General features: G+C 45.7%; 27 protein-coding genes and 2 pseudogenes. 21 read left to right on the top strand and 8 right to left on the bottom strand.

From position 1 onward, the window contains the following. Positions 1 to 116 precede the first annotated feature (116 nt). From NC980_RS21585 to NC980_RS21570, 4 genes are all read left to right on the top strand, one after another. Positions 117 to 329: a hypothetical protein gene (locus NC980_RS21585; RefSeq protein ID WP_190375138.1), complete on the top strand. Its 213-nt coding sequence runs from the start codon at positions 117 to 119 to the stop codon at positions 327 to 329. A gap of 141 nt (positions 330 to 470) precedes the next feature. Continuing rightward, on the top strand, positions 471 to 1,070 hold the full coding sequence (locus NC980_RS21580; protein ID WP_190375137.1) for an SH3 domain-containing protein: 600 nt from the start codon (positions 471 to 473) through the stop codon (positions 1,068 to 1,070). A 165-nt stretch (positions 1,071 to 1,235) separates the two neighbouring features. Then, the gene (locus tag NC980_RS21575) at positions 1,236 to 1,994 is read left to right on the top strand and encodes a ParA family protein (RefSeq protein WP_190375136.1); all 759 of its coding nucleotides are present in this window, start codon (positions 1,236 to 1,238) and stop codon (positions 1,992 to 1,994) included. An 80-nt stretch (positions 1,995 to 2,074) separates the two neighbouring features. After that, positions 2,075 to 2,497: a hypothetical protein gene (locus NC980_RS21570; protein ID WP_242026517.1), complete on the top strand. Its 423-nt coding sequence runs from the start codon at positions 2,075 to 2,077 to the stop codon at positions 2,495 to 2,497. Positions 2,498 to 2,579: 82 nt separating this feature from the next. Here NC980_RS21570 and NC980_RS21565 read toward each other — a convergent pair whose 3' ends face one another. From NC980_RS21565 to NC980_RS21555, 3 genes are read right to left on the bottom strand one after another with little or no spacing between them, the layout of a single operon-like run. Then, entirely contained in the window at positions 2,580 to 2,798 is a 219-nt protein-coding gene (locus NC980_RS21565) for a hypothetical protein (RefSeq protein ID WP_190375135.1), read from the bottom strand. Between the two features lie 11 nt (positions 2,799 to 2,809). Further along, entirely contained in the window at positions 2,810 to 3,163 is a 354-nt protein-coding gene (locus NC980_RS21560) for a GIY-YIG nuclease family protein (protein WP_190375134.1), read from the bottom strand. Then, positions 3,156 to 3,377: a hypothetical protein gene (locus NC980_RS21555; RefSeq protein WP_190375133.1), complete on the bottom strand. Its 222-nt coding sequence runs from the start codon at positions 3,375 to 3,377 to the stop codon at positions 3,156 to 3,158. Before NC980_RS21555 ends, NC980_RS21560 begins: the two co-directional genes overlap by 8 nt. 259 nt (positions 3,378 to 3,636) lie before the next feature. On the opposite strand from NC980_RS21555, the gene NC980_RS21550 reads away from it, so the two are divergent. Genes NC980_RS21550 through NC980_RS21540 form a run of 3 tightly spaced genes read left to right on the top strand, consistent with a single transcriptional unit; the run spans position 3,637 to position 4,357 of the window. Further along, positions 3,637 to 3,897: a hypothetical protein gene (locus NC980_RS21550; protein WP_190375132.1), complete on the top strand. Its 261-nt coding sequence runs from the start codon at positions 3,637 to 3,639 to the stop codon at positions 3,895 to 3,897. Positions 3,898 to 3,905: 8 nt separating this feature from the next. Beyond that, entirely contained in the window at positions 3,906 to 4,205 is a 300-nt protein-coding gene (locus tag NC980_RS21545) for a hypothetical protein (protein WP_190375131.1), read from the top strand. Further along, positions 4,202 to 4,357 carry a hypothetical protein gene (locus NC980_RS21540; RefSeq protein WP_190375130.1) on the top strand — a complete coding sequence of 52 codons (156 nt, stop codon included), beginning with the start codon at positions 4,202 to 4,204 and terminating at the stop codon, positions 4,355 to 4,357. Before NC980_RS21545 ends, NC980_RS21540 begins: the two co-directional genes overlap by 4 nt. An 894-nt stretch (positions 4,358 to 5,251) precedes the next feature. Here NC980_RS21540 and NC980_RS21535 read toward each other — a convergent pair. Next, entirely contained in the window at positions 5,252 to 5,545 is a 294-nt protein-coding gene (locus NC980_RS21535) for a hypothetical protein (protein WP_190375129.1), read from the bottom strand. A 351-nt stretch (positions 5,546 to 5,896) separates the two neighbouring features. Between NC980_RS21535 and NC980_RS21530 the strand changes: the two genes are divergently transcribed. Next, positions 5,897 to 6,097, top strand: coding sequence for a peptide ABC transporter substrate-binding protein (locus NC980_RS21530; RefSeq protein WP_190375128.1), 201 nt, complete (start codon positions 5,897 to 5,899; stop codon positions 6,095 to 6,097). 432 nt (positions 6,098 to 6,529) lie between these two features. Here the strand turns inward: NC980_RS21530 and NC980_RS21525 are convergent. Then, positions 6,530 to 6,835: pseudogene (locus tag NC980_RS21525) on the bottom strand (ISNCY family transposase); the annotation flags it as partial. Here NC980_RS21525 and NC980_RS21520 point away from each other — a divergent pair. The 12 genes from NC980_RS21520 (at position 6,770) to NC980_RS21465 (ending at position 13,001) form a co-directional block, all read left to right on the top strand. Further along, positions 6,770 to 7,366 carry a hypothetical protein gene (locus NC980_RS21520; protein WP_190375171.1) on the top strand — a complete coding sequence of 199 codons (597 nt, stop codon included), beginning with the start codon at positions 6,770 to 6,772 and terminating at the stop codon, positions 7,364 to 7,366. The pseudogene NC980_RS21525 and the gene NC980_RS21520 overlap by 66 nt on opposite strands. A 462-nt stretch (positions 7,367 to 7,828) precedes the next feature. Beyond that, a complete protein-coding gene (locus NC980_RS21515) occupies positions 7,829 to 8,113 on the top strand; it encodes a hypothetical protein (RefSeq protein ID WP_190375127.1) in 285 nt (94 codons plus the stop codon). A gap of 146 nt (positions 8,114 to 8,259) precedes the next feature. Beyond that, a complete protein-coding gene (locus NC980_RS21510) occupies positions 8,260 to 8,577 on the top strand; it encodes a hypothetical protein (protein ID WP_190375126.1) in 318 nt (105 codons plus the stop codon). 229 nt (positions 8,578 to 8,806) lie between these two features. Beyond that, positions 8,807 to 9,079 (top strand): hypothetical protein, encoded by a 273-nt coding sequence (locus tag NC980_RS21505; RefSeq protein ID WP_190375125.1) that lies wholly within the window; start codon positions 8,807 to 8,809, stop codon positions 9,077 to 9,079. 12 nt (positions 9,080 to 9,091) lie between these two features. Then, a complete protein-coding gene (locus NC980_RS21500) occupies positions 9,092 to 9,616 on the top strand; it encodes an antirestriction protein ArdA (protein WP_190375124.1) in 525 nt (174 codons plus the stop codon). A gap of 5 nt (positions 9,617 to 9,621) precedes the next feature. Beyond that, on the top strand, positions 9,622 to 9,792 hold the full coding sequence (locus tag NC980_RS21495; protein WP_190375123.1) for a hypothetical protein: 171 nt from the start codon (positions 9,622 to 9,624) through the stop codon (positions 9,790 to 9,792). Positions 9,793 to 9,854: 62 nt separating this feature from the next. Continuing rightward, positions 9,855 to 9,992, top strand: a complete 138-nt coding sequence (locus NC980_RS21490; RefSeq protein ID WP_190375122.1) for a YuiA family protein — start codon at positions 9,855 to 9,857, stop codon at positions 9,990 to 9,992. After that, positions 9,989 to 10,228 (top strand): hypothetical protein, encoded by a 240-nt coding sequence (locus NC980_RS21485; RefSeq protein WP_190375121.1) that lies wholly within the window; start codon positions 9,989 to 9,991, stop codon positions 10,226 to 10,228. Before NC980_RS21490 ends, NC980_RS21485 begins: the two co-directional genes overlap by 4 nt. Beyond that, positions 10,213 to 11,136, top strand: a complete 924-nt coding sequence (locus tag NC980_RS21480) for an ATP-binding protein (RefSeq protein WP_348254068.1) — start codon at positions 10,213 to 10,215, stop codon at positions 11,134 to 11,136. The genes NC980_RS21485 and NC980_RS21480 overlap by 16 nt, the downstream gene beginning before the upstream one ends. A 128-nt stretch (positions 11,137 to 11,264) precedes the next feature. Next, entirely contained in the window at positions 11,265 to 11,561 is a 297-nt protein-coding gene (locus tag NC980_RS21475) for a hypothetical protein (protein WP_190375119.1), read from the top strand. Positions 11,562 to 11,970: 409 nt separating this feature from the next. Then, a complete protein-coding gene (locus tag NC980_RS21470; protein WP_190375118.1) occupies positions 11,971 to 12,183 on the top strand; it encodes a hypothetical protein in 213 nt (70 codons plus the stop codon). 533 nt (positions 12,184 to 12,716) lie between these two features. Further along, complete coding sequence (locus NC980_RS21465) at positions 12,717 to 13,001, top strand: hypothetical protein (protein WP_348254067.1); 285 nt, start codon at positions 12,717 to 12,719, stop codon at positions 12,999 to 13,001. Positions 13,002 to 13,275: 274 nt separating this feature from the next. On the opposite strand, the gene NC980_RS21460 is transcribed toward NC980_RS21465, so the two are convergent. The 3 genes from NC980_RS21460 to NC980_RS21450 all read right to left on the bottom strand — a co-directional run bounded on the left by NC980_RS21460 (position 13,276) and on the right by NC980_RS21450 (position 14,854). After that, the gene (locus NC980_RS21460) at positions 13,276 to 13,620 is read right to left on the bottom strand and encodes a hypothetical protein (protein ID WP_242026516.1); all 345 of its coding nucleotides are present in this window, start codon (positions 13,618 to 13,620) and stop codon (positions 13,276 to 13,278) included. A gap of 491 nt (positions 13,621 to 14,111) precedes the next feature. Beyond that, complete coding sequence (locus NC980_RS21455; protein WP_206753793.1) at positions 14,112 to 14,417, bottom strand: hypothetical protein; 306 nt, start codon at positions 14,415 to 14,417, stop codon at positions 14,112 to 14,114. A 65-nt stretch (positions 14,418 to 14,482) separates the two neighbouring features. Next, positions 14,483 to 14,854 carry a hypothetical protein gene (locus NC980_RS21450; RefSeq protein ID WP_131603929.1) on the bottom strand — a complete coding sequence of 124 codons (372 nt, stop codon included), beginning with the start codon at positions 14,852 to 14,854 and terminating at the stop codon, positions 14,483 to 14,485. 94 nt (positions 14,855 to 14,948) lie between these two features. Between NC980_RS21450 and NC980_RS21445 the strand changes: the two are divergent. Next, a pseudogene (locus NC980_RS21445) lies at positions 14,949 to 15,388 on the top strand (hypothetical protein); the annotation flags it as partial.

Here is a 15,388-nt window from a genome sequence, read left to right as displayed (position 1 = left end):
GAAAGGACATTGAATCAATCAAATATTATTTCAGGCAATTGAGCCAAGTGCGTTACACTGTTTCTTCTTCGTTCACTTATAGGTATAGATGTTATTTAAGATTAGGAGCTTTTCCCATGTTGCACTGGCTTTATTCTGTGCCTAATACTCTAAAAGTTGAGAATGAAGGAACTGTCGTTGATGTTCTCGATGAAGGTGAAAAATGGCAAATCGCCTTCCAAGCAACTTACTGGATTGCGCGTTCGTATCGTCCTCTCGCGCTTAAACTCGGTGATCATGTCCGAGTTGTGGGGCGCTGTAACAATATCCTGTTGATCGAAGCAATCTAAAAGCCTTTTGAGATTCTCGCGCTAACTAACACTGAGAAAGCTAAACCAATGTCTTGAAGGACTGGAATTGTTTCTATGGCTAGATACGAACTATAAATTCTCGCGATTAGCTGGTTCTTATTCTTGCACCAAGTACCAGTGATGAAGCTCTCAATCCGATTTCTTGCAGTTTTGCTTCTTCTAGCAGCCTGTTCCACCCAGCCTCAAAATACCGCGATCGCTCCCTCTCCTTCTGAATCTCCCTCACCTGTTCCAACGCCCGTCACGCCCTCACCGATTCCTCCGACTCCGACGATCGAGAAACCGAGTTCGACGGTTGCACCATCATCGGGCAATCGGCAAGGAACACTCACCGCTCAAGATTCAAACGCTCAAATCAACGTTCGTGAAGATGCTAGCACTCGTTCAGTGGCTCGACATTATGGAATTACAGGCGATGTGGTTCAAATTTTGGGTGAGAAGCAAGGTGATGACAGTCAGATCTGGTATCAAGTCAAATTTCAATCTGGGGCAACAGGTTGGGTGAATGGTCAATTTGTAGCGATCGCGCGGCAAAATTCAACAGAATCACCCTCGCCATTGATATTACCTTCCCCCTCCTCTGAAGCAATCATCCCGATTCGAGAGTCTGTGTCTGGAAGTTGTGAATGTCCCTACGATACAGATAAACGAGGTCGGAGTTGTGGCGGGCGATCTGCCTACTCTCGCCCTGGTGGAGCCGCTCCGACTTGCTATAAGTAGTGCGGCATGATTAGCGAATAAGTCAAAAATGCGATCACAAATCTCCCTCAATCGCAATCTGTATCGTTTTTTACTTTTTAGATATCTTGATATCAAGATATCTACACTTCTAGACATATTGGGCTAATGTCTGTACTCTCAATCTATTGAATTGAGATACCTTCTATGCAAACTTGCTCCTGTATCTCGCTCTCCGGTGGACAAGGCAAGACAACCAGTATTTTTTTCACAGCGCTTTTACTGGCTCAACAAGGGAAGAAAGTTCTAGCGATCGACTCTGACCCCCAAGCCAATCTCACCTTTTATCTAAATCACGAAGTCCAGCCCAACCAGCCGAGTTTATTCGAGGTGCTGACCGGAGCGGTGAAGACTGAGGATGGAATTTACGCCACTAGCTACGAGAACCTGTTCTTGATTCCTGCTGATCGCGGACTCTTCAAAGTCTCCGATTTTCTCAGCAGCAGTGGAACGGGCGCATTCATTCTGAAATTGCGGCTCAAGTCAGTTGCCGATCTGTTCGATTACGTTCTGATTGACGTGCAGCCTTCCCGATCTCAACTCTGTCTTACTTCGGTTGGTGCATCTGACTACGTTCTCATTCCAGTCGAAGCCAACGTGAAAGGGATGAACAGCCTGATTGACACGCTCGACTTTCTGAATGAGCAGGCGAATCTGATGGCGTTCACGGGTCAGGTTTTGGGGATTATTCCATTTCGCGATCGCTGGGTCGGCAATACTCAAACGCTCGAAGGTCGGCAAAATATTGAGGCAATGAGAGAGTTTGCTGGGGATATCCCGATCTTTCCATCGATTCGAGAGTCTGAGAAATTCAAAGCTGCGATTCGTCAAGGCAAGTTGCTTTCTGAGCTTGGACAGAGTGACTTGCAGTATCCCTTTGAGGAAATTATCAAAAAGCTCTCTTGAAGTATTAATATCAAGTAGTCTAGATATCTAGATATCTGTACTTATAGAATCTATGCAATCCCTACTTCTGGAAACTGATTATGCCTGATGCTTTAGAACGCTTGAGGAGCCGAAATCGCCCAACTGTCCCCAGTCGAGATACTTCACTAGGTTCGACTACTGCTAATACAGATATCGAGACATCGAGATATCTAGACTTACAGAAACCTATAAACCCAGATATTCCGCAGCCTATTCCTCAAGAAGTGATGCCACCTCTAGAGACGAAGCAGACTACATTGCGGCTGGAGGTTGAAGTTAGCGATCGCTTACAGGCACTCTGCCGGGAGAACGGGATTTGTCGGGAAGTGTTGATCGAAGCGATGTTTGAATACTGCGAGGGGAATCCAGACGCGCTACGGAATGTTCTAGGGGGAGCGAAGAAGAAGAATGAATATCGGCAATCGATCGCAAACCAGAAACGGGCGAAGTCGATGATGGAGCGGTTTGGGCAGGGGGAGTGAAACCGCGATCGCCAATCTCTCACCAAAAAAGCCACGATCGATCATGATTGTGGCTTTTCACTTTACTGAATGCTCGATGAACTTAACTTGCGACCTTCACGAAGTTCATGCCTCTAAGCGGTTTGCATCCTTCAAAGGTCATCGCATCTTCGTCTAAGAACCCAGCGATCATCATCTCGATCACCAACTCGATTGGGTAGTCAATTTGAGCCGCATAAGCGCGAAGTCCTAACTGAATTCTCTCAGGCAGCGTATTCAGGATAATCTGAGCAGCTTCCGGCGAAAGGTGTTCGGTTTGCATGATCATTTCTCCTACTTGATAAGACTGTTATAGCTTGGTTGCGCGATTCGGATCATCAGGATTTCAAGCTCTTTTGAATGTTGCGCCGTACTTGGCGGCAAGAATGCAGGTGCGATTCTGACATCATCTGGATCATAGCGATCAACGAATGCCCAACTCAAGGCTTTATGTCCATCCCTAAATCGCCTTCTCAGGTTGTTCGTTGTGCCCAGATACAGAATTCCATCAACGCGATGACGAACCGCATAGAGAGCGGGATTAGTTGGTACATTCCTAAACATACGGCTCAGTCGGTAGCAATTCTCGAACGGCAGAGCGGCAAGGCAATCGAGAATTCTTTGCGCTTCGTCTTGAACATCACTCATCAGTTTCGGGCTTTCTAGTCAGTTCAACCTCTCTGCGTCCTACTCCTTCAATCAGGTCAGAGCGCGATTTGTAACCTAATTCTTTTGCGATCGTGTCCAATCCTTCCCACGCAGAAGGACTGACCATCACGTTATGGCGTTCTTTGATTTCATCTCGATCGGCAGGAACGCCTTTTTGTCGGGGCATCGGGACATCAGATAGGGACTGACTCATCGTATAAGTGTGTATGCTTTTTTAGGTATCCACACACTTTAGATCGTTCATAGATAAAGCGAATAAATATACACATCTTTTCAAAAAACTATTGATTCAATCTGAAAAGATGTGTATGCTTTCAAATGACGATAACTTTGAGAATTCTGCAAACCCTAATACAGAAAGGGATGTAGGGCTTCACAGAGTTCCTATGTCTTGGGAGCGCTCCTAAAAATTCCATTGACAAAGATGACCATTGCAACCGAGAGGAACCCTAATGCCTAAACAAGTTTGGATTATGGAATCTGATGATAAGGACGGAGACTTTAGCGATACTGGCTCACGCAATACGTACCAGATAGGCAACCTCACCGATGCAGTTGAAGCCGAATCGAATGCGATCGAGCAGGGGGCGAATGTCATTTGGAATGAATCATCGATCGATCCCTCTCTGCCTTATGAAGTTGAGGCTGGACAGAAATTTGTGATTGGTGAGTTTGAGCTTGATTCCCAAGGCGTTCAGTATCAACCGAAGTGAGGTGAATAATGTCAATTTTCTCCAGAATCTTCTTTGGTAATGAAAGTGACGATACTGAGAGTTTTACCGATACTAATTCAGAGATTCAGTACATGAATCACAGCAAGAAAGAAACGCTCGATCATGCTGCGCGATTTGAGGAATATGATGGCGGTTCTGACCTTCGTACTAAAGATGGTCGTGACCCGTCAGAAGTGAGTGATTCTGCAAAGTTCAATACTGCTATCTTTGAGGTAGACGAACAAGGGTTCTACTTTCCCTCTGAACTCGATCCAGGCAACCCTAGAAATCCAGGCAACCGACCATGAATAGCCTCGACAGACTCAGACAAGCGATAGAGACCGAGACGACGATTGCAGCGATCGCAAAAAGAGCGAAGGTCTCAAAGGTGATGGTGCAAGCTCACTTACCAGAGCAGCCACTTCAGAAGCGTGTGATTGTTGTAAAACCTGAGAACTGACGGCACACAAAACCAAACTCAATAATTCAGGCCCTTTGCCTTCGAGGGTCTTTTTTATGGCAAGCATGAGAAAACTGCTCACCGAGATAGCTCAGTGAACAGCGTTGTAAACCAGTCTTATGAGAGGTGTTTTTTAGAAACTAAAGTTAATTTAGCTTCTGCTCAAACCCTATTTAGTCTGGTGATTTTCAGGTGGAACCAACAACACATCGACTTTTACACCATTAGATGATTCAATCTTGCTGCTCAAGGTATAGCTAGACAAAACAAGGATGAGAAACGGGATGCCTACGAGAGCAGCCCATCGATCGAGATTTGAGTTAGAATTGGGCATAGAGAGCAGTACTCCTTATATGAGGGCTGCAATAGTAACCAAAAAGGTAGAACGTTTAGTAGGTCGCAAACTATTAAAGGCGTTCTACTTTTTTGTCTTTAACTATTGCTTTGAACTATACAACGTTAACATACAAAATTAACAATTGCCAAGCTATTATTTGCGATCGCAACTTCGTTTCTTTTGCGATCTCAGTTGTCGAAAAAATGATTCATCCTGTAGTTTTCATAAACGCTATTATAGCTAGATTAGACAATTCATAAAAAGCTTGGAGTTCTTGTACGGAAGCGTTTTTAGCTCTATATCAAGTCTAATCTTTAAGTCTATTACTAGCTCTGATGTCCAAGTTTATTACTAGCTCTAATACTAGCCCTAATCTCTAACTCTAATCTCTAACTCTAATCTTCAAGTTCATCGTTAAAACTAGATTTGAAGACGTAAACAAATAGTGCCAGAATTAGTTCTATTCGCGTAAGCAAATCTAGTTTTGATGATTGGCTCAAAATTAAAGCCACTTTAGAAATCTCATCGCAAAGAAGGGAGTCGAAGCCCCCAGAACGCTAGCTCAGTCGCACACGGGAGCCACGAGAGACAGCACCGAGCGAGACAGAACCCAAGGGAACCACACAAGGTACAGAAACCGCAAACCGACTGTGACCAGAAGACACACAACGAACGCGAACCGAGTAGCCAACCACACGCGCCCAGCGAACCGCAAAGTCACGAGGCAACTCAGAGAACCAGACCTCAGCCACGAAACCAGTAAACGACCGATCTGACTCGCGCCAGAAACACTCCACAGCACCGAACTCAGCAGCCAAACCCGAAACGAACTTAAACGGAACAGATCGCATACACAAAAACCAAACGCAACGCGGCTTACATACGCCTTTGGCTGTTTTGGCTTGGAACCCGACGAACCAGTGTCAAGGGTGGCGAATTGTGGAGCGTAGCGGAACCAACAAAATAGCGCGAAGCACCATAGCCGCCACTTGCGCAGCCCTTGATACGGGATCATCAGGCGTACAATAGACCTGCCTGCGTTGGTTTTCGATCGATGTTGCTGACGGGAGGGTTGGGGTAGGAACGCACCCGCACGACCGTAGGAAGTAATTTTTGGAGATGCGATCGCTGAGATGAGTTCCCATTGATTAAGAAGTTGTGCGATCGGGAATCCCTAGATCAATCCGCTTCTTATCGAAATCATGGTCGTTACCTTAAAAAGCATCCAATACAACATTTCAGCACCTCAGATTGTTCAAGCGCGTGAATGGATGCTCGATTGCTCTTGGCGTGAAACTGAGGACGAATTAGAAGAACTCTTCGATTTGGAAGTTGTTCTAGGGGTTGAGAAGCATTTTGATGGGGGATGGCGAGGGTTTCTGGAAAGTGCGATCGCGGTCTAGCAGATTGTTCGATTTAACATTGCTCGTAGGTCAGTGAGACATGCCGCAACTAACTTGACACCTCTAATCGTGCAATGTGAGTATTGGATCCGGTAGTTGTAAAATTAAGTTTCTTTCTGTTCCCCGTTCGATAATTCGTAGTAATTTGGGATCAGAAGCAAGTTAGCTTCTAAATCTCACTTCAATCATTCCATTACTGGATTAGGAGGCTAATATCGCTTTCTTAGTTCATGGATTTGATCATCGCATGCAGTACCCAAGCAGATTTCTGTAGATTCCTATTCTGTATAATTGGGAGCATTAGAGCTAATCTCTTACGATACTTCAAGCTTCACGAAGTTATTGATTAGCACCTCTCCAAGCTCACTTACTCTACATCAGGAATCAATTCAAGGAACTATTCTAGTTACCAGCAATTCTCAGTATGGCAATTCAGCTAGTATTGGGCGGGATGTCTAGCTCTAGACCTTCCAACATGAAGGTGAGCAGATGATCCCAACTATCGAAATACATGTATCGGGTCAACGCCTGCAAACCATCAAAAAAGGTCTTACGCGTCGGCAAGTGAGATCGCAGTAGCTTGTACTTTTGATCAAGCAACTCTAGCAACGTATGAAGTAGCAGGGGCAGGATGTTCAGGGCCGCAAGCAGCGAGGAGGGGTGCTGTTTCCCGTGCCCGAAATTGTGTTCCGGGTTTTAGCCTTTGGCCCTAAGCGTGTTGTTATTCCCGTTTTCGATGTTGATAAGAAGGGTAAAGCAAGAGAGTTACTTAATTACCTACTAGGAGTTGTCACAATGAAAACGATTAAACTAAAGAATTTGATTACTGTTGGCTTAACTATCGCTTCTGTTAGTTCAGCGACTGCTATTGCAGAACCAGCTAAGGCTGACTTGTTCTGTTGGCCTTGGGAAACGGATTGTATAGTAAATGGAAGACCAGGTAGCAGCGGAGATGACGGCGGATCTTGTTTACAAGTCATGACTCATCGGGATTATAAGTTTACTATCAAGAATGGAACAAGAACCCCCATGTATTATGCAATTAACGGTCAGCAGTATCAGCTAAATCCTGGATATCAAATACAGCATTCTTATCCTGCAGCCCGTGGAAGTAATTCGTGCAATGTAACAACGTTTTCTCAACCCATCATTAGATACGATGGATATCGTCGCTCAGGTTATCAAGAAATTCGCCTAGGTCTCAGCAATAGTAAAGTCTATGAATTCTCTGATTACGACAATGACCATATAGCTTTTTACCTTCGATAAGCTATGTGGTTGAAGATTCATTCAACACGCTACATTCGCGACGATTCTCGGAAGCTTTCATAGCACCCCAACCTTACCGCCCGCACTAAGAGGTGCAGGCTATTTTGTTCAGACTCGCGCAGGCTCGTGGGAACTCGCCAGCGCCCGGATGATTGATCGATACGATCGCAAAGTGATTGCCGCTTATACCGCTTGGGTGAGTCCCCGTACCCCCAAGGGGACAGTGGTGCGCTATCGCGCTCTTTTTCGCTCGTTCGCGCCCAAAAAGGCAGCCTACCACGCCTACCGAACCGCGTGGTCTGCCTTTTCTTGGGGCGCTCACTCGCTAGTAAAGAGGGGTCGGAAAGGTGAGAGTGAGAGGGGGCGGGGTTGCGCTGGGGTCTCCTCGTTGTCAAGCAGTGTTCCACGGTTTTTTGCTCAGTCTTTTAGTGCTAAAATTAGCACAAATGTTCAATGATTCTTATGCAGTTATCTCTACTCTTTCCCTTCACTCCGGCTTGGGTGGTGTCTCGTGGTTGCGATCGCTTCATCGTCGCTTTCGAGGGTGTCGCGCCTCTGGGCTTTGTCGAGTGGGTGCAGGCTTCTGGCGTTTCTGTTGTGGGTGTGGCTCCCCTTCCTGCGTGGCGTTCTTTTGGTGCTGGTGTGGTTCTCTGCATGTGTGTTCCGCCTGCGCTCTCGTCTGTCCTTTCTGCCTTCCCTTCCGGTGCTGGTGGCTCTCTTCACCCTGCCAACTCGCTCCCCTGGTGATCTGCTCTCGTTACAGTATCCATCGCTCTTCTGTGCTTTGCAGAGGAGCTTTTTTATATGTGAAGAGATAGTAAAGACATACTGTTTGTGCTAAAAATGTCACAAAAACGGCTATTATAGACATAGAGAGAGTTTGGTTTTCTTCCATGCCACAGCTTAAAGTTTCCGTTCAGTTGCTCAAAGATGGATACGCACAAGTAAAACTTTGCGATCGCATTCACGTCCTGACCAAAGCGCTAAAGCGACCCGGCAAGGGTGGACGGCTGGCAAAGGTGCAGACAGCTTATGTCGGCTTCAAAAGCGAACAATCTGCACAGCGATTCATTACCCGCCTGCGTGAGCTTTTCCCTACTGCTCGTGCGCTTCTACGCCCCAGTAAGCGATTGACGACTCCCCATGAGGTGAAGCTGTGGGAGTTCGTAGGGCTTGAAGAATTTTTACTTGAGATTTCTAAGAAGGTTTAGCGCTGTGACCTGAGCAAGTCGTTAAAAGGCTCAATCACGGATGTAAGACGCGAAGGGCATCTAGAGGAAACTCTACCCGCCAGCACAAAGGGACAAGTGCAAAGTAGGCGCAATCCAACGACCTGAGCAAGTCGAAAAACTGCTTAACCTTTCCAAAATCAAAACCCTCGCTGATTGCCTGAGAAACATTGCAGCGAGGGCATCCACCAACAACGATGGAGACTCCATTATGTCTGATTATCTGTTTACACATGGGCATTTTGCCGATCGCCATTTTCCGACCGAAGAAGACCTGAACTACGTTCCTAAATGCTCTGTGCCTACCTGCGGGATGTGTAAGCATTTTGTCCCCTCGCAAGGCTTTCAAGCAATCTCAGACGGCAGAACGATCATGACTTCGAGTTATTGCAAACTTCGCGCTAGTGCTGATCTTCCCTGTTCTTATAGTGCTTTGGATAGTGCGAAAGATTGCCCATTCTTCGATTCTGACTGCCCACTGTAGGAGCTAGAGCAAATGACGACACCTAGAGTTTACTTTGCAGACTTAGCAGCCTATAACGCGGGTCGCCTGCGTGGTGTGTGGGTCGAGTTCTTTGAAGGTATCGAGCCGGATAAAGTGCAATTCGCGATCGATGCAATGCTCAAGAGTTCAGAGGGCGAAGAATGGCGAATTGATGACTATGAGAACTTTGCAGAGTTTACGAGTTGTGATCTCGAAAAGCTTTGCCAGGTTGCCGCACTCATTCATGAGCATGGAGAAGAACCAATCAAAGGTTACTTCGCGCATCGTGGCGATGATGCTGAGATCGATGAGTTTACCGATTACTACATCGGCTGCTACAAGTCTGAAGCTGCATTCTGTAAGGAGCATCTAGGCGAAGAGGGGGGAATCTGTGAAGCAGCCGAGGCAATCCAGGTTTTTGACTGGGCAACGCTTGACAAATTTATCGACTGGGAAGCGATCGCGAATGATGCCTTTATCAATTCCTACTACTCACACGAGGAAGGATACGAAAAAACTCACGTCTATTTGAGGTAGTAGTGATGAATCCTAAAAACTACAGCATCAAAGTGCTAATCGGCAAGACTTGCCCCCTTGATCGCAAAAATTGCTTACTCACTCCCTCGCGCTGGTACGAATCACAGCACCCTGAGAATTTTGAACTGATTCTCGAAGCCTGGGAAGACAAAGGGCGAGAGCTTCTGAGTCTCTAGCTCATTCCGGCTTGGGTAGTGCCGCAAAACTACCCCTCAACACATTTACCCCTAGAACATTCATGAAATGTAAATACTGTGACGGTCGCGGCTACTACGAGACGCTGATCGAAACCTTGGCAGATTGCCCCAGATGCAACGGAACCGGACAGGCAACACCGCCGAAGAATTCTAACAACGCACCGAGGGAGCAGAAATGATTCACGAACTCAAAACCTACCGCTTTACCTTCGATCCATCTGTTAATCGATGGCAAGTTGAAACCCCTCGACAGTATCGAAAGCTCGGCACTTCTCGCACTGGATTAAAGACTTACGAGATTCGCAACATTCCTGAATGGATGACACGGGCAGAGTTAGCGGTCAAGATGCCACACCCACCGGAACACAATTTCCATCTTGATTACGGACTTAGACATTCTTGGCAACACAGCTAACGACATTACCAGAGCCAGCACGATCGCGGGAGTCGTGCCCCGCATTTCTTCAACAATCACTAACAATCATCATGTTTCAGAAAGCGACAAAGACCCAATCACGATTACGCCTTGCTCTATCTGGTGCAAGTGGATCAGGAAAAACCTATTCGGCATTGTCGATCTCATCTCATCTTGGAAAGTCGACCGCAGTGATTGATACCGAACGCGGATCAGCCAGCAAATACGCCGATATCTTCAATTTCGATGTGTGCAATCTGAAAGACTTTCATCCTGGTAAATACGTCGAAGCCATCAAAGCAGCCGACGCATCAGGGTATGACGTGATTATCATCGATTCCCTTTCCCATGCCTGGTTTGCTGAGCTGGATATGGCAGGAGGAGAATTTAGAAATTGGGCAAAAGCGAAACCCTTAGAACGCGCCCTAATCGATGCGATGCTTTCGAGTTCTGCTCATGTGATCGGAACAATGCGAAGCAAAACGGAATGGGTGATGACCACGACGACGAACAAAAGCGGTAAAGAGGTCTTGGCTCCCACGAAGGTTGGAACTGCACCGATGCAGGCAGCAGGAATCGAATACGAGTTTGATTTGGCTGGAGAACTGAGCCTTGATCACCTACTCACGATTTCTAAATCTCGCTGTCCTAGTTTGAGCAATACGACTCACCTTAACCCCGGTCGAGAGTTGGCGGAACTGCTTCTAATGTGGCTTACAGATGGCGTTGAGATGCCAGAAACGGGACAATCAAAGCGAGATCGCGTCAAAGCAGCGAGAACAGCGATCGGTCTGGATGTCGAATCGGTAAAGGTTCTCATGCAGAATCACTTCGATGCTTCTGACCCGACTCAGTTGACCTCTCAGCAAGTCGATGAACTAATCGAGATGTTTGCAGAGATCGATTGATTTTGACCTTCTCATTCAGTGCCTTGGGAGCGATAGCGACCGATTCGCTGAATGAGAAGGTAAGCCTCGCGGCTTAGGAGCGGCAGCAACCTATCAACGAAGTGGACAGAATTAGCACTAGAATAGCAATGCTGAATTTGATCGAGCGAATGGCGATTCCGACCTGCAAAGATTATCTAGATATCATCGAGCAACGGGCGATCGATGTTTGGGGTGAGAAGAATTGGAGGGCAGAGATAGCACGAAAGTACGCAGAGTTGGCACGAGAGAACGGCGATCCTGATGCAACGTATGAGACTCGGAGACGACAAATTTATCGCGTTTTTGATGAGGGTAGATGTAATTCAGAAACGCTGTTTATCCTCGCTGCCTGCGTAGAGTGTGAGTTCCAGATGGCTTGTAAGACCGTTTATCGAGTGGGATAAACTTGCGGTTTGTTCAGCGATTGTTAGTGAAAAAGAATTCATAATGATCCACGCGATGATATTAAATAATGAAACACTAATGGCAATGGAGGATCAAATGAATCTAAGAATCGTTTTTACACGATTTGAGATTCTAAGATTCAACGCTGAAACGAGCGACATTTCCTTCGTATTCAAACTACAGAATCAAAAGGAAGCACGACAGAGAGCGGATTCTAGTTTTGACATTAGACTTGTTGGGTAAGAAGCCCAAAAATCCTTGGAATCCGCTTCTGGTAAGCATTTCATTGATTTTTTGCTCAAAATCCTTGAAACACAGTTAGCGTAAGTGTTTCAGCGATTTTTCTCATTATTTCCCAACAGGTCTATTATTTTCATTGCTTCTAATGCCCTTAAAGGGTCTCTAGGCATGATGAGCTTTATTGATGTTGGGGACAAAGCTGATCAGGTGTTTGAACGAGTACGGAGCGGCGATCAGAAGCAGCTAAATAACCTTGTGGTGAAGTTGAGTGGGTTGTCCGATCTCTGGTGTACTGAGTTTGATGGGGATCGTTATGTCGATCGATTTCACGAACGGGTGAGGAAGTCAATTGTCATGCTTGCGAAATCGGGTGAAGGTTAAACTTTTTCAATATACTCTCCGAAATTAAAAGGTTGCGTTGTGAAGATGATAGGACGAGTACTCGAATCAGTACCGACTCTTGGTCAGTTTCTCGCAACGATAATGAGCTTCGATTTCCGAATATTTCTCTTATCTACTTCTAGTTAACCTTTTCAAGAGAACAGGGATAATGTATGAGCCAAGATGGTTTCAGATCACACTCTGATGCAGAGTACAATTCTTTGCGTCACGAACTCTTCGAGATTTTCAATCGTGAACTGACCTTGATGAATTTGGGAGTAACCGCCACAGTCGCTCTTTTAGCTTTCGCGTTTAGTGCAAAAATCTCATTTGTCTTTTTGCTCCCGATCGCAATTCTCTACACGACAATGAATCAAATTCGTCACTCCTTTCACGAAGTTCTAACTATCTCGACCTACATTAGAGTATGTATCGAGCCACGACGATCAGATCTTTACTGGGAAACTTTTATTCATCAATTCCGCAGTAATTTACGATATCAAAGGCGAAATCGTACATGGTTGTTTACTAGATTGGGATCAACTGAATTAAATTACGCCTTCGTCATCGTTACTCTGGGTGTGATTTGTCCGGTGTTGTCAATTCGTGCCGCATCTCAAACTGTTGATGTTTTCATTGCAGGAGGGGTTTTGGCGCTGTGGCTGATCTTCTCCATTAAGACTCTTCTAGCGCTTAGGTATGCTAGTTTGGGAAACTATAAAAAAGCATTGGAAGAGAGATTTCAACAGGTATTAGAGAAACCTTCGAGTCAGCTAGTAGAAGAAGTTTGCTCTGGTAAAGAAGCGCAAGCAAGATGATTCTATATGTGGCATCAAGAGCCTGATCGCGTCGTTCACTATGCGGTACGCTCAGATGGCGAAATTTACTGGACAACTAATCAACGACAAGCATCGCTATCTACATGCCCAGGAAGCTTATCGAATGCAGCAAACATCCTCACTTTCTTGGGAATGTAGCCTTCTTTATCATGAGGGTATCTCGAACGATCGTTAATGCTGACTGAATTTGAGGTCTTGGAGAAACGAGATCGCTTTGCTCAAACGTTGAGAAATGCGATCTCGTTTCCACGTTTTAATCGCTCAACTTATCAAGTCGATCGTTTGCATCCTTGGCAAACCGGATGCAGCAGGCACTCGAAGCTAATCCGCCGATAGCCGTAACCGCTCCTGCAGGAACTTTGCCAGAGAGCAGCAAGCCTGCACCGACTAGACCGACGAGCGCAGAAATGCCCGTGGCAATAAGAGCGAGATTGAAACTGTAGCGGGCTTGGCGGAGACGTTCTTCTGCAATGCTCAATTCAATCACGGAAGAAGTCTGGAGATGAGGAAGCGGAAACGCTTGATTTTTCGCATTCGTGTCATCAGTGCGTAACTTTTTGTCGGGGGGGGTTGTGTTGAACTCGTCGACTGTGTGCATAATGTAACTCACAATTATTTTTGTTCGTCCTCTGAAGTCTAAGCATTTAGGTCAGAGGGCTTTTTACTGGGAATTAGAACCCAGCAAAAAAATCTTCTTGACACTGCCAAAAGTTCAGGTAAGATTATGTACGCTGCTACAGGTAGAGTTTACATAATAGCCACTACTCTACATCTGGTATAAAAAATGATCAAGACATTTTATTAGTTTAAACGTACTAATATTTACTGCTGGAGTATAGTAGCTACTTTGTACTCTCTACAATGACAAAGAATGGTGATCGTTACTTCCTCTACCAAAAGTCCGTGCGATCAACAAAACACTCTAGTTTGAACTGAACTAGGTTCGCTCAGTCCTTGATGTTATTTGTTACTTAAAATATTTGCTCTATGGCGAGGCTAAAAAATAGGGTTGAGAGATAGAGCCTGTCAACGAGATTTGTATCAATGCCACAATGTCATTAACGCGGCTGTATCATCTCATTCAGCCAATTAAACCCGTTCTGATCGACCCTGCTCCAGTAGAGCCGAATAACCCTCGTTGGTCTGTTGTCGCAACTCATACGAGATTGCTATTAACAATACCAACGCTCCAGACACCAGGAGATGCGCGACCGCTCTCAAGGTCTGTGCCACTTTCGCTCGATTTTCAGAGTCAATCTCGGTCAATTGATTTCTAAGACAAGTAACCTCAGTTATCGGAACCTGTAGAGATAATTGGGACAAGTCATTGAGATTGATGCGAGGTGGAATCGCTAGAATGCTTGCCACTTTAATAGATGCAGTCTTATTGCTCATGTAGCTGGGTCTAACACAATGCTACCCATGTTACAGCGAGAGAATGTTTGTATTCAGCAAATTATCTATGCGCTAAGTAATTCTTTTGCCAGTGCAGAATTTTGATTCTCGATTCGATCTGCGATCGCACAAAGTAACCCTGCCAATTGTCGCTTGTCTAGCCGTTCTACTACGGAAGCAAGATCCACCACAGAAGTAATATTTGATGAAGTACCGCTCTGTTCGGGCACTCGACTACCCAACAACCCAAAGAAGTGCTGTCTCGCGTCATTCGGTAGCGTTGCAATAATTTTCTCTAGGCTATCGGAATAAACGCGCTGATTGCCTTTCCGAAAACCCGAAATCATTTGCTGGCTCACTCCTGAGCGTTCAGAGAGCCATTTGCCGCTGATGCCAAATTCTTCAAGAGTTTGATCGAGTGCTTGAGCAAAATTCATAAGTTTTTTCAGCCACTACTGAAATTTGCATATATAATTCAGTCTTGACTTCATAGGTTTGAAGTTTCTGACTCAATAATACTCAAAATTCGCTATGAGTGTAAGTCTGTCTGCTGAAACTCCATATTCAGAACCGCTACCCCTTGACCCACTTGGGAAACGGCTATGTGAGACATTCCCTTATCTCTGGAATGCGATCATTTCAACGAACGAAACTACCCCAAAGTGGCAGACGGTTACTAAGTATCCCATACGTCCGCGTATTTTATGGCGGGAATGGAAGGATAATTCCAAATTAATTGGCGTTCGATTCGATTCCCAGACCTCCTACGCGCTAATCGATATCGATCGCAGCGGTCAGCACCACCCTTACCAAAATCCTGAAACGCTCACCCTTATCAGAGCGGCACTGGAGACGATTGGGATTTGCCGCACGATTCTTATTCGATCTAGTTGGTCAGAAGGACTTCACCTCTACATTCCATTGCCTCATGCGGTTCAAACGTTTGGATTAGCTCAGGCGATCAAGCAATG

The organism is Leptolyngbya sp. AS-A5, assembly GCF_039962495.1.
Classification (GTDB): domain Bacteria; phylum Cyanobacteriota; class Cyanobacteriia; order Leptolyngbyales; family Leptolyngbyaceae; genus Leptolyngbya.
The sequence above is the reverse complement of the archived record's forward strand: the minus strand, read 5'-3'. Positions and strand labels throughout refer to the sequence as shown.

What these genes read in the sequence shown, in the direction of transcription:
- NC980_RS21585 (WP_190375138.1), top strand. Translation starts at nt 117, where the DNA reads ATGTTGCACTGGCTTTATTCTGTGCCTAATACTCTAAAAGTTGAGAAT.
- NC980_RS21580 (WP_190375137.1), top strand. Translation starts at nt 471, where the DNA reads ATGAAGCTCTCAATCCGATTTCTTGCAGTTTTGCTTCTTCTAGCAGCC.
- NC980_RS21575 (WP_190375136.1), top strand. Translation starts at nt 1,236, where the DNA reads ATGCAAACTTGCTCCTGTATCTCGCTCTCCGGTGGACAAGGCAAGACA.
- NC980_RS21570 (WP_242026517.1), top strand. Translation starts at nt 2,075, where the DNA reads ATGCCTGATGCTTTAGAACGCTTGAGGAGCCGAAATCGCCCAACTGTC.
- NC980_RS21565 (WP_190375135.1), bottom strand. Translation starts at nt 2,798, where the DNA reads ATGCAAACCGAACACCTTTCGCCGGAAGCTGCTCAGATTATCCTGAAT.
- NC980_RS21560 (WP_190375134.1), bottom strand. Translation starts at nt 3,163, where the DNA reads ATGAGTGATGTTCAAGACGAAGCGCAAAGAATTCTCGATTGCCTTGCC.
- NC980_RS21555 (WP_190375133.1), bottom strand. Translation starts at nt 3,377, where the DNA reads ATGAGTCAGTCCCTATCTGATGTCCCGATGCCCCGACAAAAAGGCGTT.
- NC980_RS21550 (WP_190375132.1), top strand. Translation starts at nt 3,637, where the DNA reads ATGCCTAAACAAGTTTGGATTATGGAATCTGATGATAAGGACGGAGAC.
- NC980_RS21545 (WP_190375131.1), top strand. Translation starts at nt 3,906, where the DNA reads ATGTCAATTTTCTCCAGAATCTTCTTTGGTAATGAAAGTGACGATACT.
- NC980_RS21540 (WP_190375130.1), top strand. Translation starts at nt 4,202, where the DNA reads ATGAATAGCCTCGACAGACTCAGACAAGCGATAGAGACCGAGACGACG.
- NC980_RS21535 (WP_190375129.1), bottom strand. Translation starts at nt 5,545, where the DNA reads ATGCGATCTGTTCCGTTTAAGTTCGTTTCGGGTTTGGCTGCTGAGTTC.
- NC980_RS21530 (WP_190375128.1), top strand. Translation starts at nt 5,897, where the DNA reads ATGGTCGTTACCTTAAAAAGCATCCAATACAACATTTCAGCACCTCAG.
- NC980_RS21515 (WP_190375127.1), top strand. Translation starts at nt 7,829, where the DNA reads ATGCAGTTATCTCTACTCTTTCCCTTCACTCCGGCTTGGGTGGTGTCT.
- NC980_RS21510 (WP_190375126.1), top strand. Translation starts at nt 8,260, where the DNA reads ATGCCACAGCTTAAAGTTTCCGTTCAGTTGCTCAAAGATGGATACGCA.
- NC980_RS21505 (WP_190375125.1), top strand. Translation starts at nt 8,807, where the DNA reads ATGTCTGATTATCTGTTTACACATGGGCATTTTGCCGATCGCCATTTT.
- NC980_RS21500 (WP_190375124.1), top strand. Translation starts at nt 9,092, where the DNA reads ATGACGACACCTAGAGTTTACTTTGCAGACTTAGCAGCCTATAACGCG.
- NC980_RS21495 (WP_190375123.1), top strand. Translation starts at nt 9,622, where the DNA reads ATGAATCCTAAAAACTACAGCATCAAAGTGCTAATCGGCAAGACTTGC.
- NC980_RS21490 (WP_190375122.1), top strand. Translation starts at nt 9,855, where the DNA reads ATGAAATGTAAATACTGTGACGGTCGCGGCTACTACGAGACGCTGATC.
- NC980_RS21485 (WP_190375121.1), top strand. Translation starts at nt 9,989, where the DNA reads ATGATTCACGAACTCAAAACCTACCGCTTTACCTTCGATCCATCTGTT.
- NC980_RS21475 (WP_190375119.1), top strand. Translation starts at nt 11,265, where the DNA reads ATGCTGAATTTGATCGAGCGAATGGCGATTCCGACCTGCAAAGATTAT.
- NC980_RS21470 (WP_190375118.1), top strand. Translation starts at nt 11,971, where the DNA reads ATGATGAGCTTTATTGATGTTGGGGACAAAGCTGATCAGGTGTTTGAA.
- NC980_RS21460 (WP_242026516.1), bottom strand. Translation starts at nt 13,620, where the DNA reads ATGCACACAGTCGACGAGTTCAACACAACCCCCCCCGACAAAAAGTTA.
- NC980_RS21455 (WP_206753793.1), bottom strand. Translation starts at nt 14,417, where the DNA reads ATGAGCAATAAGACTGCATCTATTAAAGTGGCAAGCATTCTAGCGATT.
- NC980_RS21450 (WP_131603929.1), bottom strand. Translation starts at nt 14,854, where the DNA reads ATGAATTTTGCTCAAGCACTCGATCAAACTCTTGAAGAATTTGGCATC.